Annotated in this window: 14 protein-coding genes; 9 read left to right on the top strand and 5 right to left on the bottom strand. The window is 73.7% G+C overall.

Annotation, left to right across the window (positions count from 1 at the left end):
• Nucleotides 1-148: 148 nt before the first annotated feature.
• A complete protein-coding gene (locus tag IF99_RS0106945) occupies nt 149-802 on the bottom strand; it encodes an HAD-IA family hydrolase (RefSeq protein WP_030995462.1) in 654 nt (217 codons plus the stop codon).
• Between the two features lie 216 nt (nt 803-1,018).
• Nucleotides 1,019-1,609 carry a TMEM165/GDT1 family protein gene (locus IF99_RS0106940; protein WP_030995461.1) on the bottom strand — a complete coding sequence of 197 codons (591 nt, stop codon included), beginning with the start codon at nt 1,607-1,609 and terminating at the stop codon, nt 1,019-1,021.
• 471 nt (nt 1,610-2,080) lie between these two features.
• On the opposite strand from IF99_RS0106940, the gene IF99_RS0106935 reads away from it, so the two are divergent.
• Nucleotides 2,081-2,704, top strand: a complete 624-nt coding sequence (locus IF99_RS0106935) for an HNH endonuclease family protein (RefSeq protein ID WP_030995460.1) — start codon at nt 2,081-2,083, stop codon at nt 2,702-2,704.
• A gap of 182 nt (nt 2,705-2,886) precedes the next feature.
• Nucleotides 2,887-4,659 carry an alkaline phosphatase D family protein gene (locus IF99_RS0106930; protein WP_030995459.1) on the top strand — a complete coding sequence of 591 codons (1,773 nt, stop codon included), beginning with the start codon at nt 2,887-2,889 and terminating at the stop codon, nt 4,657-4,659.
• Nucleotides 4,660-4,704: 45 nt separating this feature from the next.
• Here the strand turns inward: IF99_RS0106930 and IF99_RS0106925 are convergent, their stop codons facing one another.
• Complete coding sequence (locus IF99_RS0106925) at nt 4,705-5,517, bottom strand: superoxide dismutase family protein (RefSeq protein WP_078655011.1); 813 nt, start codon at nt 5,515-5,517, stop codon at nt 4,705-4,707.
• 235 nt (nt 5,518-5,752) lie between these two features.
• On the opposite strand from IF99_RS0106925, the gene IF99_RS0106920 reads away from it, so the two are divergent.
• Nucleotides 5,753-6,400 (top strand): DedA family protein, encoded by a 648-nt coding sequence (locus IF99_RS0106920; protein ID WP_030995456.1) that lies wholly within the window; start codon nt 5,753-5,755, stop codon nt 6,398-6,400.
• A 294-nt stretch (nt 6,401-6,694) separates the two neighbouring features.
• Here IF99_RS0106920 and IF99_RS0106915 read toward each other — a convergent pair whose 3' ends face one another.
• A complete protein-coding gene (locus tag IF99_RS0106915; RefSeq protein ID WP_051703396.1) occupies nt 6,695-7,354 on the bottom strand; it encodes a TetR/AcrR family transcriptional regulator in 660 nt (219 codons plus the stop codon).
• Between the two features lie 80 nt (nt 7,355-7,434).
• On the opposite strand from IF99_RS0106915, the gene IF99_RS0106910 reads away from it, so the two are divergent.
• Complete coding sequence (locus IF99_RS0106910; protein WP_030995454.1) at nt 7,435-9,003, top strand: FAD-dependent monooxygenase; 1,569 nt, start codon at nt 7,435-7,437, stop codon at nt 9,001-9,003.
• A gap of 624 nt (nt 9,004-9,627) precedes the next feature.
• Here the strand turns inward: IF99_RS0106910 and IF99_RS0106900 are convergent.
• On the bottom strand, nt 9,628-9,843 hold the full coding sequence (locus IF99_RS0106900; RefSeq protein ID WP_030995453.1) for a DUF2277 domain-containing protein: 216 nt from the start codon (nt 9,841-9,843) through the stop codon (nt 9,628-9,630).
• A 197-nt stretch (nt 9,844-10,040) separates the two neighbouring features.
• Between IF99_RS0106900 and IF99_RS0106895 the strand changes: the two genes are divergently transcribed.
• The 5 genes from IF99_RS0106895 to IF99_RS0106875 all read left to right on the top strand — a co-directional run bounded on the left by IF99_RS0106895 (nt 10,041) and on the right by IF99_RS0106875 (nt 13,439).
• Nucleotides 10,041-10,430 carry a hypothetical protein gene (locus IF99_RS0106895; RefSeq protein ID WP_030995452.1) on the top strand — a complete coding sequence of 130 codons (390 nt, stop codon included), beginning with the start codon at nt 10,041-10,043 and terminating at the stop codon, nt 10,428-10,430.
• A 463-nt stretch (nt 10,431-10,893) separates the two neighbouring features.
• On the top strand, nt 10,894-12,093 hold the full coding sequence (locus IF99_RS0106890; protein ID WP_030995451.1) for an ATP-binding protein: 1,200 nt from the start codon (nt 10,894-10,896) through the stop codon (nt 12,091-12,093).
• Nucleotides 12,090-12,491 (top strand): roadblock/LC7 domain-containing protein, encoded by a 402-nt coding sequence (locus tag IF99_RS0106885; protein WP_009064783.1) that lies wholly within the window; start codon nt 12,090-12,092, stop codon nt 12,489-12,491. Before IF99_RS0106890 ends, IF99_RS0106885 begins: the two co-directional genes overlap by 4 nt.
• Entirely contained in the window at nt 12,488-12,862 is a 375-nt protein-coding gene (locus IF99_RS0106880; RefSeq protein WP_030995450.1) for a DUF742 domain-containing protein, read from the top strand. The genes IF99_RS0106885 and IF99_RS0106880 overlap by 4 nt, the downstream gene beginning before the upstream one ends.
• Nucleotides 12,837-13,439, top strand: coding sequence for a GTP-binding protein (locus IF99_RS0106875; RefSeq protein WP_030995449.1), 603 nt, complete (start codon nt 12,837-12,839; stop codon nt 13,437-13,439). The genes IF99_RS0106880 and IF99_RS0106875 overlap by 26 nt, the downstream gene beginning before the upstream one ends.
• The last annotated feature ends 189 nt before the right edge of the window (nt 13,440-13,628 follow it).

Here is a 13,628-nt window from a genome sequence, read left to right as displayed (position 1 = left end):
AGTCAAGGGGGCCGGGCGCTCCGCGAGGCCAGGCGCTGCGCAAGGCAAAGCGCCCCGCAAGGCAAAGCGCCCCGAGAGGGCCGGTCCGCGAGGCCCGGCGCCCCGCAGGGCCCGGCGCCCTCCGGACCGGGCCGAAGCCGCCCGCCCGTCAGCCCAGTTGGACCCGTACCCCGTCCGCCGTGCCCTCGACCCGTACCGCCCGCAGGTCCATGACGTGGTGGTCCGGCGCGTAGGCCGTCGCGCGGGGGCCGACGCCGAGGACCGTGGACCCGGCGGCGCGGCCCGCGGCGATGCCGGCGGCGGAGTCCTCCAGGACGAGGCAGTCGGCGGGGTCCACGCCGAGCGCGGCGGCGCCCTTCAGGAAGCCCTCGGGGTCCGGCTTGCTCGCGCCGACGTCCTCGGCGGTGACCCGCACGGCGGGGACCTCGAGCCCGGCGGCCGTGAGACGGGCCGTGGCGAGGGGGACGTCGGCGGACGTGACGAGGGCGTGCGGGTGGGGGGCGAGCGCGGCGAGGAGCGCGGCGGCGCCGGGGATCTCGACGACGCCCTCGGTGTCGCGGGTCTCCTCGGCGAGCATGGCCTCGTTCTCGGCGAGGTTGATCTCGACGGGGCGGCCGGGGAGCAGCGCCGCCATCGTCGCGTGCCCCTGGCGTCCGTGCGCGACGCGCAGGACCTCCTCCGGGTCGAGCCCGTGGCGCAGGGCCCAGGCGCGCCAGATGCGCTCGACGACGGCGTCGGAGTTGACGAGCGTGCCGTCCATGTCGATGAGCAGGGCCTTGACGTGCAACTCGGTACGCGGCATGTCACACCTCACGGGCGCGGGGAACACGGGCGGAGAACAAGAGTGGTCCCGCCCACCAGGTCAGGGTGTGTGGGCGGAACCACTTTGTTCGGTCACGATACAAAACGGGCCGGGGAAGCGCCACACCGCCCCTGCCGCGCATCCCTGCCCCCGCCGCGCGTCCCGCACCCGCCGCGCGTTCCAGTCTCCGCCGCGCGTCCCACCACCCGTCCCGGCTCAGGCGACGGCCTCGAAGAGGCTGAGCGCGCCGAGGGCGAGCATCACGAGCACGGCGGCCTTCGTGACCAGGCCGAGCGGCACCTTCCGTATGAGCCCGCGTCCGCCGAGCACGACGAGCGCCCCGACCGCCCACAGCGCGGCGACGGAGCCGGCCCCGACCGAGAGCGGCTGACCGGCGTAGCGGGCGGCGAGGTTCGCGGTCACGATCTGCGTGAGGTCGCCGAACTCGGCGGCGAGGATGAAGGAGAACCCGGCCCCCGCCACCGGCCAGAAGCTCTGCCCGCCGGGCTCGCGCGCCCTGGCGACGGCCGCCTCGTCGGGCGGTCGCTGGAGCAGCAGGAACGCGGCCCCCGCGAGGAAGAGCACGCCGGTGAGGGCGCGCAGCAGCCGCGTGGGCAGCAGGGTCAGCACGCTGCCCGCCGCGATGGCGAGGACGACGTGGAGCAGGAAGGCGGCGGCCATCCCGGCGTAGACGTACGAGGCGCGGTACCGGGTGCCGAGGACGAGCCCGGCGAGCGCCGTCTTGTCCGGCAACTCGGCGAGCGCGACCACCCCGAAGGCCAGCGCGGCCACCCCGAGATCGAACACGCTTCCCGCCTCCCGCGACACCCTCCGGACCGGCACCGGCCCACCCCTGCACCCGGCCACCGAAGGTACCGGGTCCCGGGGAGTGCGGACGCACCGGCGAGGGGCGTGGGGGACGGGAGTTCGCGGTGACGGGGGCGGGATCTCGCGCGGCGGACGGCGCCGGGCGCCTCTCGCCCGCCCCGGCCCGTACGGCAAGCGCCTTCCGCGTGCCCACACCAAGCCCGCACAACTCCCCCGTCCCGCGCGCGGCATCCGCACGCCCGCGCACGACCGACGGTCGCTCACCACCCTTGTAGTGACGTGCGCATGACGCCACGCTGTTACCTGGCGCCCACCCCACGGAAACCCCGGGCCGCCAGCCTGAAGACGGACCCACCCCCACACCGAGGAGTCGACGTGCCCTCACGCCAGGACAGTTCGTTCCCGCTCTACGCGCGTCACGACCGCCCGGTCCCCCGCCGCCCCCGCCGCCTGCTCGGCGCGCTCGGCGCCCTGACCGCCGCGCTCACCACCGCCTCCGTCCTCGCGGGGCCGCCCGCGCAGGCCGCCCCGCCCACCCCCATCGCCGCGTCCACGGCCCGGAGTTACCTCTCCCAGCTGACGGTCGCCGCGCAGGGCTCGATGAGCGGCTACAGCCGCGACAAGTTCCCGCACTGGATCACGCAGTCCGGCACGTGCGACACCCGCGAGGTCGTGCTGAAACGTGACGGCACGAACGTCGAGCAGAACTCCAGCTGTTCCGCGACCTCCGGCACCTGGAAGTCCCCCTACGACGGCGCCACCTGGACGGCGGCCTCGGACGTGGACATCGACCACGTCGTCCCGCTCGCCGAGGCGTGGCGCTCCGGCGCGAGTTCCTGGACCACCGCGCAGCGCCAGGCCCTCGCCAACGACCTCACGCGCCCCCAGCTCGTCGCCGTCACGGACAACGTCAACCAGTCGAAGGGCGACAAGGACCCCGCCACCTGGATGCCCCCGCTCGCCTCGTACGGCTGCGTGTACGCGCGCATGTGGGTCCAGGTGAAGCACTACTACGACCTCGATGTCGACACGGCGGAGAAGTCGGCGTTGCAGGGGGTGCTGAACGGCTGCTGAAGCGGGGCCGGGGGAGGCGGCGCGCACCGCTCTTCCGCCGCCGGACGCCCCGGCGGCGGGAACCGTTCCCGCCCCGCCCGCCGTTCTCCGTAGTGGTTCCGTGCGAGGGCCACGCGTCCCGTTCGAAGGAGCGGGTAAGCGCGGGGGCGCGGGGCGACGACGAACGTGGAGGGCGGGCGGGGATGGCGAAACTGCTGCTGGGTCCGGTGCTGCGGTACGTGGACGCGAGGTCGGCGACCGTCTGGGCCGAGACGGACGAGGCGTGCACGGTACGGGTGCGCGCGACGGCCCGGGAGGACGCGGAAGGCGGTGCGGGCGCGGGGGACGCGGCCTCCCCCGTCGCGAGCCCGTCCGCCTCCGCCTCCTTCGCCGGTGAGGCCGCCACCTTCCGCGTGGCCGGGCACCACTACGCCCTCGTCGTCCTCGACGGCCTCCCCTCCGGCGCCGTGCTGCCCTACGAGGTGACGGTCGAGGCGGAGGGCGGCGGCAGCGAGGCGCGCGTGTGGCCCGAGGAGGACCCGGCGTTCCCGCCCTCCGAGATCCGCACCCTGAGCGAGGACGCGACGGCGCCGGTCCGGGTCTCCTTCGGGTCCTGCCGCTGGGCGGCTCCCCCGGCGGACGAGAAGGACCCGGTGGGCCCCGACGCCCTCGACACCCTCGCCCTGCGGCTCGCCGGGGAGCCCGCGAGCGAGCGGCCCGGACTGCTCGTCCTGCTCGGCGACCAGGTGTACGCGGACGAGGTCTCCCCCGCGACGCGCGAGTGGATGGGGCGGCGGCGCGACCTGGACAGCCCGCCCGGGGCGCAGGTCGCCGACTACACCGAGTACACCCGGCTCTACGCCGAGTCCTGGGGCGACCCGGAGATCCGCTGGCTGCTCTCGACCGTCCCGAGCGTCATGATCTTCGACGACCACGACGTGATCGACGACTGGAACACGAGCGACAAGTGGGTCGCGGAGATGCGCGCGACGGACTGGTGGCGCGAACGCATCCTCAGCGGCCTGATGTCGTACTGGGTCCATCAGCACCTCGGCAACCTCTCGCCCGCGGAACTCGCGGCCGACCCGCTCCTCGCCGCGATCCGTTCGGCCCCCGGCCGCGACGGCACCGAGGCGCTCCGCGCCTTCGCCGAGCGCGCGGACACCGACCCGGCTACCGTGCGCTGGAGCTACCGCCGCGATCTCGGCCGCACCCGGCTCCTCATGATCGACTCGCGGGCCGCACGGGTCCTGGCGGAGGACCGGCGCGCGATGATCGACCGCCGCGAGGAGGACTGGCTGCGGGCGCAGGTGCGCGAGGACCGGGGCGCGTACGACCATCTCCTGCTCGGCACCTCGCTGCCCTGGCTCCTCCCGCATCTGATCCACGACCTGGAGAGCTGGGACTCGGCGCTGTGCGGCGGGGAACGGGGGGCGCGCTGGGCGGGGCGCGGCGAGTACCTGCGGCGCGCCGCCGACCTGGAGCACTGGGCGGCCTTCCCCCGGTCCTTCGACGCGCTCGCGGAGCTGATCGCGGAGGTACGGCAGGGGCCCGAGGCGCCCGCGACGGTGAGCGTCCTGTCGGGCGACGTGCACCACGCCTACGTCGCCGAGGCCCGGTGGCCGCGCGAGGACGGCGTGGAATGGCCGCGCGAGGACGAGGCGGTGGCGGGCAGCCCGGTCTACCAGCTCACGTGCTCCCCCGTGCACAACTCGGTGCCGCTCGCGATGCGCTTCGGTTTCCGTTTCGGCTGGACGGGCGTGGGGCGCGCGCTCGGCCGGGTCTTCGCGCGGCACGGGCGCGTGCCACGGCCCGCCGTGCGCTGGCGGCGCGACGGCGGGCCGTGGTTCGGCAATCAGCTCATGACGCTCGACCTGCGCGGCAGGACGGCCGAGCTGACCCTGGAGAAGGCGGTGGTGCGAGAGGGACGCGCCGCCCTGCGCGAGGTGACGCGCACGAGGCTGCACCGCGCGTGAGCGGTGGGCGACCCGAAACCCCGGCGCACCGCCCGCCGGACGCTTTCAGCGCCCCCGGAAGGGCACGGAGACGCAGGCGGCCCGTTCGGTCGCGACCGACGCCTCGTGGAGGACGACCGACCGGGCCCCGCCGGGGCGGAAGCCCCACGGGTGGGTGGCGGACGCGGTGCCGTCGCCGCGGGCGTCGGTGGTGACGTCGAGCCAGACCTCGTTGCTCGCGTTCGCGTAGGCCGGGTCGGCCGATGGCGACACCGGGTCCTTCTCGTGCTGGTAGTGCCCCCCGGCGGCGGCCGGCTCGGCGCCGCAGACGCCGGTGTGCACGTGCGCCGCGTAGCGGTGACCGGCCGGGAGGCCGGTGACCCGCAGCGTGACGCGGGTGCCCTCGCCGTCGGTGCGCTGCTCGACCTGGACGCCCGCCCCCGCGGGGACGAGCGAGGGCTTGTAGGTGAGCGCCTTCGGGAGGTCCGCGGCGGGCGCGAGCGCCTTCGGCACGGCGGAGAAGCGCGAGCCGACGACCAGTTGGTAGGTCGCGGCGGGGCGCGGACCCGCCGGGGTGCCGAGGGTGCCGGCGGGCGCCGACCCGGCCCGTACCCGCGGCGTCACGGGGCGCACCGAGGTGTCGGCGGCGGGGCGCGGCAGCGGGCGCAGCGCGGGCCTGGCCGGGGGCGCGGCCGGGCGCAGGTAGGAGGCGGGGAGCGGGCCGTGCGCGGGCGCGCCCACCACCTCGCGGTCCGCAACCGGCCGGGGCGGCTCCGGTCGGGCGCCCGGCCCTGTCGGTACGGCGACGGCCTGGCCACTCGCCCCGGCCGCCGCCAGCACGGCCGCGGCGACGGCCCCGGCGACCCTTCCTGACACCATCTGCTGCTCCTCGCGCTCGGTCCCCGTTCGATTACCTTGGGTGTCTTCACTCGTACGGGACGGGGCGGCCGGGCGCCGCTCGGGCGGGGCACGTGGGTGAACGTGAGATGCCCTACAAGCGCACCCCCGGCAAAGCCCCTCGTGATCAGTCCGCGTACGCTGTACGGCTGAGATCCGATCGCCCTTGCCGCCTCCCGTGCGACAGCGTGGCGCTGTCCATGACCGGGAGTTTTCGGTGTTCGAGAGCCTGGGGCCGCTGACCGGCAGCCCGTGGATGTACGCGGTCATCGCGCTCTCGGTCGCGCTCGACGTCTTCCTCCCCGTGCTGCCCAGCGGTGTCCTCGTCGTGACGGCGGCGACGGCGGCCGCCGCGACGGCTTCGGCGACCCCGCACGTGAGCCAGATCCCGCACGTCGTCCTGCTCGCCGCCTGCGCGGCGGTGGCCTCCGTGCTCGGGGACCTGCTGGCCTTCCGGCTCGCGTTGCGCGGTGGTGCGCGCCTGGACCGGGCCATCGCGCGCTCGCGCAAACTCAGCACCGCGCAACAGCGGCTCGGCTGGGCACTCGCGCGCGGCGGCGGGGCTCTTGTCGTCCTCGCCCGCTTCGCCCCCGCCGGCCGCTCGGTCGTCTCCCTCGTCGCGGGCGCCGCGCACCGCCGTACCCGCGACTTCCTGCCGTGGTCGGCGGTCGCGGGCGTCGCCTGGGCCGCCTACAGCGTGGCCCTCGGCTACTTCGGCGGCCAGTGGCTCGGCGCCAACTGGTTCGGTACGGCGATCTCGGTGGCGGCCCTCTTCGGCGCCGGCACGGGGGCGGCCTTCCTCATGCGCCGCCCGGCCCCCTCCGCCCCCGTCCCGCACGCGGGCCGGAACGCGCCGCAGAGCTGACCGGACGAGCCGCGACCGAAGGGCGCGACGCCGCAAGGCTTGAGCCCGCGTCCGAGGGGCCCCGGCGTGCACGGTCACCTGTGCGAACAAGTCCGTGAGGAACATGGCAAGGGCCGCGCCGCCCACCGTGACGAGCGAAGTGACGCGGGTCGGCGGCGTCGGCACCGCGTCGCCGGGCGCGCGGGGGCCGATGACTGCCGCGCCCTGTGCACGCGACGCGGACGCGCTCCCCGGCCGTTGCCGCCCGCGGGCGCACCACGGCCCGGTTGTCGAGCCCATGCGTGGAGGACCCGGTCAGCGGGACGCTCCGGTGTACGACCGTCCCCCCTCCGGAGAGGGCACGTAAGCGCGCAGGAATGCTTCGACGCCGTCGATGAGGAGTTCGTCGATGGCATCGGCATCCTGCTGCCTGTCGAGAGCCTCCAGGGCGAGAAGGAGCGTGAGCGCGACGAAATGGCCGGTCGCGCGGCGCGGGTTCGGCACGCGCAGGGCACCGGTGGCGCCGAAGGCGGTGATGCGCTCCTCGAGCAGCTCGGCGGGGTCGTCCAGCTCCTCGGTCAAACGCCATTGGAGAGGTCCTGCCGCCGCGAGGAGCTTCCTGTACAGCACGTAATGCGAGGACCCGAACGTCACGGTCGAGACGCGCCGCGCGAACGCCAGCAAGGACGGGCCGGGGTCACATCCGTCGGGCAGCTCCTCCTGGACGGCACGGCGTACCCCTTCGAACAGGGTTGAGGACACCTGCGCCGTGACGGCGGAGAACAAGTTCTCCTTGCCGCCGAAGTGGTCGTACACGGTCCGCTTCGACACCCCGGCCCGCTCCGCGATCGCGTCCACACTCGCGCTTTCGTACCCCTCAGCGATGAACAGTGCCTCAGCGGCACTCAAGATCGCCGCCCGCTTCTTCGGGGAACGCCCGCGGCGGACGGGTGGCTGCTGGTCGACGTTCGTCATCGGTTCTCATTTCCTGGACACGCGCTAATCACACTGTACGGTGTAGTTTACTTAGCTCGACGGGCGTAAGGAGCATTCCCATGCACAGCAAGGCCACCACCGACGTCCTCATCATCGGCGCCGGGCCGACGGGCCTCACTCTGGCAGTCGATCTCGCCCGGAGCGGCGTCACGTGCCGGATCATCGAGCAGTCGCACGAAGCGAACCGCGCGTCGAAGGCGAAGGCGATCCAGCCGCGCGCCCTGGAGGTACTCGACGATCTCGGCGCCGCGCCGTTCGTCACCGCACGCGGGGTGATCGATCTGCCGACCCGGTTCCACGAGCCGTCCGGTGCCGTCGTCGACAAGCCCAGCCTGCCCGCCCGGGCCGGTGAGAGCTTCTCCACGCCGTATCCCGACCCGGTGTGGGTCGGTCAGTTCGATGTCGAGGCCGCGCTGCGCCACCGGCTCGCGTCCCTCGGTGGCGCGGTGGAGTACGGCGCCCGCGCCACAGGCGCCGAGCAGGACGCGGACGGAGTCACCGTCGCGGTCTCCACGCCGGGTGGCGAACAGCTCGTACGCGCCCGCTACGTCGTCGCCGCGGACGGCGGCAAAAGCAGTATGCGCAAGATCGCCGGGCTGCCGCTCGTGGGTGAGACCTATGAGAAGCAGCGCTGGTACCTCGGCGATGTCACGACCACGAGCATCGACCGCGACCACCTGCACATCTGGACCTCCGAGCGCGGGATGATCGGCCTGACGCCGCTGCCCGGGTCGGACCTGTGGCAGTTCCAGAGCCCGATCCGCCCGGAGGAGGAGCCGGAGGACCCCTCGCTGGAGCTCTACCAGGCGATGCTCGACGAACGGGCGGGCAAGGGCACCGTGACCCTCACGAGCGCGACCTGGCTGTCGGTGTACCGGGTCAACGTCCGCATGGTCGAGCACTACCGGCGGGGCAGGATATTCGTGGCCGGCGACGCCGCCCACGTGCATTCCCCGGCGGGCGGGCAGGGCATGGCGACCGGCATCCAAGACGCCTACAACCTCGGGTGGAAGCTCGCGGCCGTACTTCGCGGCGCGCACGACACGCTTCTCGACACCTACGGCTCGGAGCGGATCCCGGTGGCCCGCGCCGTCCTCGAGGACAGCACCCGGAAGATGCGAGCCACCCTGCGGACCGTCACCGGGCCCAGCGACGCGGGACTCTCCTCCGCACTCGGCAGCATCGCCGACGACATCACCACCGGTCTCCCCATCGGGTACCCGGACAGCCCGCTCACCCTGCGCTCCCCCCAGAACGCCGACGCGAGGGTCCTGCCCGGAGACCGCGCACCGGAGGCCGCGGACCTGGAGGGTCACGGCTTCGCGGGAACCCTGTTCGACCTGCTCCGGGGACCCCACTGGACCCTGCTGGCGTTCGAGCACGCGCGGCCGCTCGCACTCGACGGCGCGAAGCCCGCACACCTGCACGTGCACCGCATCACCGCGTCGCCCGCCGAAGGGGCGATCCACGACAGCGCGGGCGCGTTCCAGCGCCAGTACCAGGCGACCCCCAACGAGCTCTTCCTGATCCGCCCCGACGGATATCTCGCCGCACGCGTTCCCGGCGGTGACGAGGCGGAGATCATCCGCCACCTGGCCGCATTCCGTCCCGACGGCACGCGGTGGTGACCCAGGAAGCCGACGTCCGGCTGGGCGCCCGCGCGGCCGGACGACGTTCCGCTCCGTCGGCACTCCTCCGGCTTTGACCACGGATGCCGCGTATCACCGCTTGCGACCGCCGAGCCGGGAGCAAGCCCGGGCGGCCTGGCCGTAGGCGGCGCCTGGGTCCGGGGGTCCGTGCGCGACCGCCGTGACGGTGGGAGCGCCGGAACGCCGGGGTGGAGCTCCCGGACGTACGGGGCCCCCCGCCGCGCAGCACGGGCAAGGGGGACGTCGTCGTGCGGGACACGGGCGACGCCCGCGGGCCCCAGCGGCTCGTGACCCGCAACGGTGCGGTGCGGGTCACGGGCTCGCGACGCGTGGAGGCCGGGACCGTCAGCGGCGGCCTCGGCCTCCGTACGGCCAGCCCCGCCCCGCGTCCGAGCGGCACGACGCGCGACGGTTCGGCGCGCGTGTCACCCTCCCCGCCGACCCGCCGCCGTACGCGCTGCGCGCCACGGCGTGCGGCGGACGCACCGTGCACGACCTGCCGGACCCCTCGGCGGCCCCGGACCACCTCCTCACGCCGCGCACGGGGAACGGCGACACGAAGGTCCACCCGGGCTGAGTCCGCGCCCGCTGAACCGGGACCGCTCAGCCCTGGCCCCTCACCTCCAGCCCCGCCATCAGCTCCGCCGTCGCCCGGGCCACCTCCGCCACCGCGCGTTCGAACACCTCGCGGTTGTGCGCGGCCGGGACGCGGAAGCCGGACACCTTGCGGACGTACTGGAGCGCGGCCCCGTGGATCTCTTCCCCGGTCGCCCAGGCGGGCTGGGCGGGCGGGCGCAGGGTCCTGATGTTGCGGCACATGCCCCCACCCTGCCGTGCCGGTGCGCGACATGCGGCGCGAACGCGGGACCGGGCGCTTCCCGGCGCGGGTCGGCACCGTCGTGGCGGTGTGCCTCGCGCGTCATCCCGCACCACCTGTTCACACGTTCGAATGAATCCCCGCCCGCACCACCCGCCGCGTTCGCTTCAGAAAATCGAACAGGCGTACCATTCGGAGCGTGGCAGAGACCCGAGACTTCCCCGACGACCTCCGCGCCGGCCAGGAGGAACTGCACCAGGTGCGGGCGGAGCTGCGCGAGCTGCTGAAGCGGCTGCCCTGGTCCGTGGCACCGCACGACGGCTTCAGCGACGACAACGGGTGGCGCCGCGTGGAGCGGCCCGCCTCCCCGGGCTGGGGCGCCGAGGACCAGGCGCTCGTCAGCAAGCTGCGCGCCCGCGAGTTCGAGCTGACCGTCTTCGTGACCTCTCACCCCTACTGGGCCGAGGTCGCCGAGGAGCGCCGCGTCGAGGCCCGCAGCCGCCTCAAGCACGTGGCACCGCCACCGGCGCCACGACCCGCCGCGCCGGAGGGTCCCGCCGCCCAGCCCCCGGCCCCACCGGAGGGCTGACCCCTCGCGACTCGGCCCCACAGGAGGGCTGCCCCCTCACGGCCCTGCCACCCCGGGGACCGCCTCCTCACGCCCCCTCACCGGGAGACCGGACCTCCTCGCGACCTCCCCCATACCTCCCCAACCTCCACACCCCCACCCTTGACCCGCACCCTCTCAACTCCCCACCTCGCCAGCCCTGTTACCGCCGGACACCCCGGACTGGTGCAGATGAGGTGAGAATCGCATCCTGATGCGGCCAACCGTCCGATGCCACAAGTACCGACTGATACGATCATTGGACTTTCAGTAGGCTGATGACGCGTCATGCGCGTGCGGGGGACAGTCTCAAAGGCCCCATCGCCCAAGGGCGCGGGACGGATACGCCAGGCGGCTCCGCGCCACCCGCCACGACGCACGACCCCGCGCGGTGCCCCGGAGGACCCGTCCCCGTCCTCGCGCGGTGCGAGTTGAAGAGAGTCTCATGACTTCATTTTTCCGAGATCCGCTGCTGTGGTTCTCGCTGGTAGTGCTCGTGGTCGCGGTGTTCGCCGTGCTGCGGGCGCGAAGGACCAACCTCTCACTCAGGAAGGCGAAGGCCGAGTTGGAGGCGGGACTCGGCCGGGCCAGGGGTGACCTCGCGCACCTGGAGGCGAGAGCCGCCTCACTGGCCGACCGGCACCACGGCGAACTCGCGGATGTCCGCGCGGACGCCGAGTCCTCGACCAAGGCCGTGCTGAAATCGGCGATGGGGACGCTCCAGTCCCTCGCCGAGGAGCAGCAGCTCCTGCTCGACGGGCTGCTCCAGAAGTACGGCGACGACTCCGAGATGCTCGCCGACCTCATGTCGGTGGACCACACGGGCAGCCAGATCGGGCGCCGTGCCAAGGGCATCTCGGTGCTGTGCGGCGGCTGGCTCGGCCGCCGCCAGGCCCCCGCGAACGTCTACGACGTCGCACGCAGCGCCCAGGGCCGCATCAAGGGCTTCGGCCGGGTCAGCGTGCACGCCCAGGTCAGCGCCCAGGTCGTGAGCAAGGCGGTCGAACCGCTCGCCGTCGTGCTCGCCGAGCTGCTCGACAACGCGACGGCGTACAGCGCCCCGGGCACCCCGGTCGAGGTGAACATCCAGACCGTGCCCACCGGCATCTGCTTCATCGTCGACGACGCGGGCCTCGGCATGGACCAGGAGACGAAGGACCGGGCGGCGTCGCTGCTCTCGGCCCAGGAAACCGTCGACATCACCAAGCTCGGCGACCCGCCCCGCTTCGGCTTCGCGGTGTGCGGGATGCTCGCGACCCGCTACGGCTTCGCGGTCTCGGTCGGTTCGGTATCCCCCTACGGAGGCGTGCGTGCCGTGATCCGCGTACCGGAAGAGCTCCTCAGCGCCCAGTCGGCGGCCCCCGCCGAGCCCGTCCGGCAGGACCCCGCGCAGGGCGAGGAGGCCCCCCAGCGCCTCGCCCCCGTACCGGTCGGCCCCTCGCACATCGTGGGCCGCACCTCCGGCGGGCTCCCCAAGCGCAGCCGCCGCCAGCGCGCCATCTCGGTCGTCCCCGAGCCCGCCGCGGGTGAGGCGATGGCACCGGGACAGTCCAGCGAAGTGACCGCTTCCCGCCTCGGTGCCTTCGCACGGGGCACCCAGCTCGGGCGGAGCACGACCTCCTTGGAAGGACCAGATCAGCCGTGAACACCGACCTGTCATGGGTGCTGAACGACGTGCTGGAAGTGCGCGGCGCACGCCACGCGATCCTTGTCTCGGGTGACGGGCTGCTGCTCCAGCGCTCCGACGAGATATCCCGCGACGACGCGGAGACCAACGCGGCCGCGATGAGTTCCATGCAGTCGCTCAGTCGCGCCGTCGCGCCCTTCGTCGGCGCGGGCAACGGCTTCTGGAAGCAGACGCTGCTGGAGTACGACGGCGGCTGGATCTTCCTCATCGCCGCGGGCTCGGGCGCCTACCTCGCCGTGTCGGCCGCGGTCGACGTCGACATGGAGGCCGTGTCCTTCCGGATGCAGAAGACAGTGACGGCGCTCGCGAAGGCGATGAGCATCGCCCCGCGCACGGACAACGGTGTCGGCGTATGACGGCCCCCGACGAGGAGGCTTCCGTCACGAGCGACTTCGTCCGCTCGTACGTCATCACCGGCGGCAGGGAACTGCCCTCCCCCGAGGACCTGGCGCTGCACACCCTGGTGACGCTGGCGCCCGACCGGACCCTGCCGCTCGGTGCCAGTCCCGAGACCCGCGCGATCTGGGACCTGTGCGGCGGGGGCTACCTCTCCGTCGCCGAGGTGTCGGGCCACCTCGGGCTCCCCGTCGGCGTCGTGCGGTTGCTCCTCACCGACCTCGCGCGACAAGGGCACCTCATGCGCCGAGCCGAACCGCCCCGGGCCCAGCACGTTGACAGAGCGACTCTGGAGAAGGTTCTCAATGGACTCCAATCCCTCATCGGCTGAGGTCGCGCCGCGCTCCATCTACGTTCCCAGCGCGGTGACCAACGCCGCGAAGATCCTGGTGGTCGGGCACTTCGCCGTAGGGAAGACGACCCTCATCGGTTCGCTCTCGGAGATCACTCCGCTGCGTACCGAGGAGCGCATGACCCGCGCCTCGGTCGACGTGGACGACCTGCGCGGCACGGGTGACAAGAGCACGACGACCGTCGCGCTCGACTTCGGGCGGCTCACCCTGAGCGAGGACCTCGTCCTCTACCTCTTCGGGACGCCGGGCCAGCAGCGCTTCATGCAGCTGTGGGAGGACATGGCGCGCGGCGCCCTCGGCGCGCTGCTGCTCGTCGACCCCTCGCGCCTGGAGCAGACCTTCCCGGTCATCGACCTGCTGGAGAGCTACGGCCTGGAGTACGCGGTCGCCGTCAACGCCTTCGACGCCGGCCACTCCTACAGCACGGAGGAGGTACGCGAGGCGCTCGACCTGCTCCCGGACACCCCGGTGGTCGTCTGCGACGCGCGCGATCAGCGCTCCTCGGCGCAGGCGCTCATCGCACTCGTCCGCCACCTGCTCGAACACGCGGCCTGACCGCGTTCCCCGCCGTACGGGCCGCACCGTCCCGTACGGCGGGGGACGCGGCCTTCGCGCGTACGGACCCGGCGCCCACGGGCCCGGCGGCGGCTCTCCTTCCGGCAGGCGCACCGCCACCCCCTTCCGCTCCCTCGTCCACGCGGCCCTCCCCCGGCCGCTTCCCCTCGCTCCCCGGGAGCCCCCTCC

Origin of the sequence: Streptomyces sp. NRRL F-5630, from assembly GCF_000719475.1 — a bacterium.
Taxonomy (GTDB): Bacteria; Actinomycetota; Actinomycetes; order Streptomycetales; family Streptomycetaceae; genus Streptomyces.
Note: the sequence above shows the minus strand (reverse complement) of the source record. Positions and strands in the feature narration are given on the sequence as shown.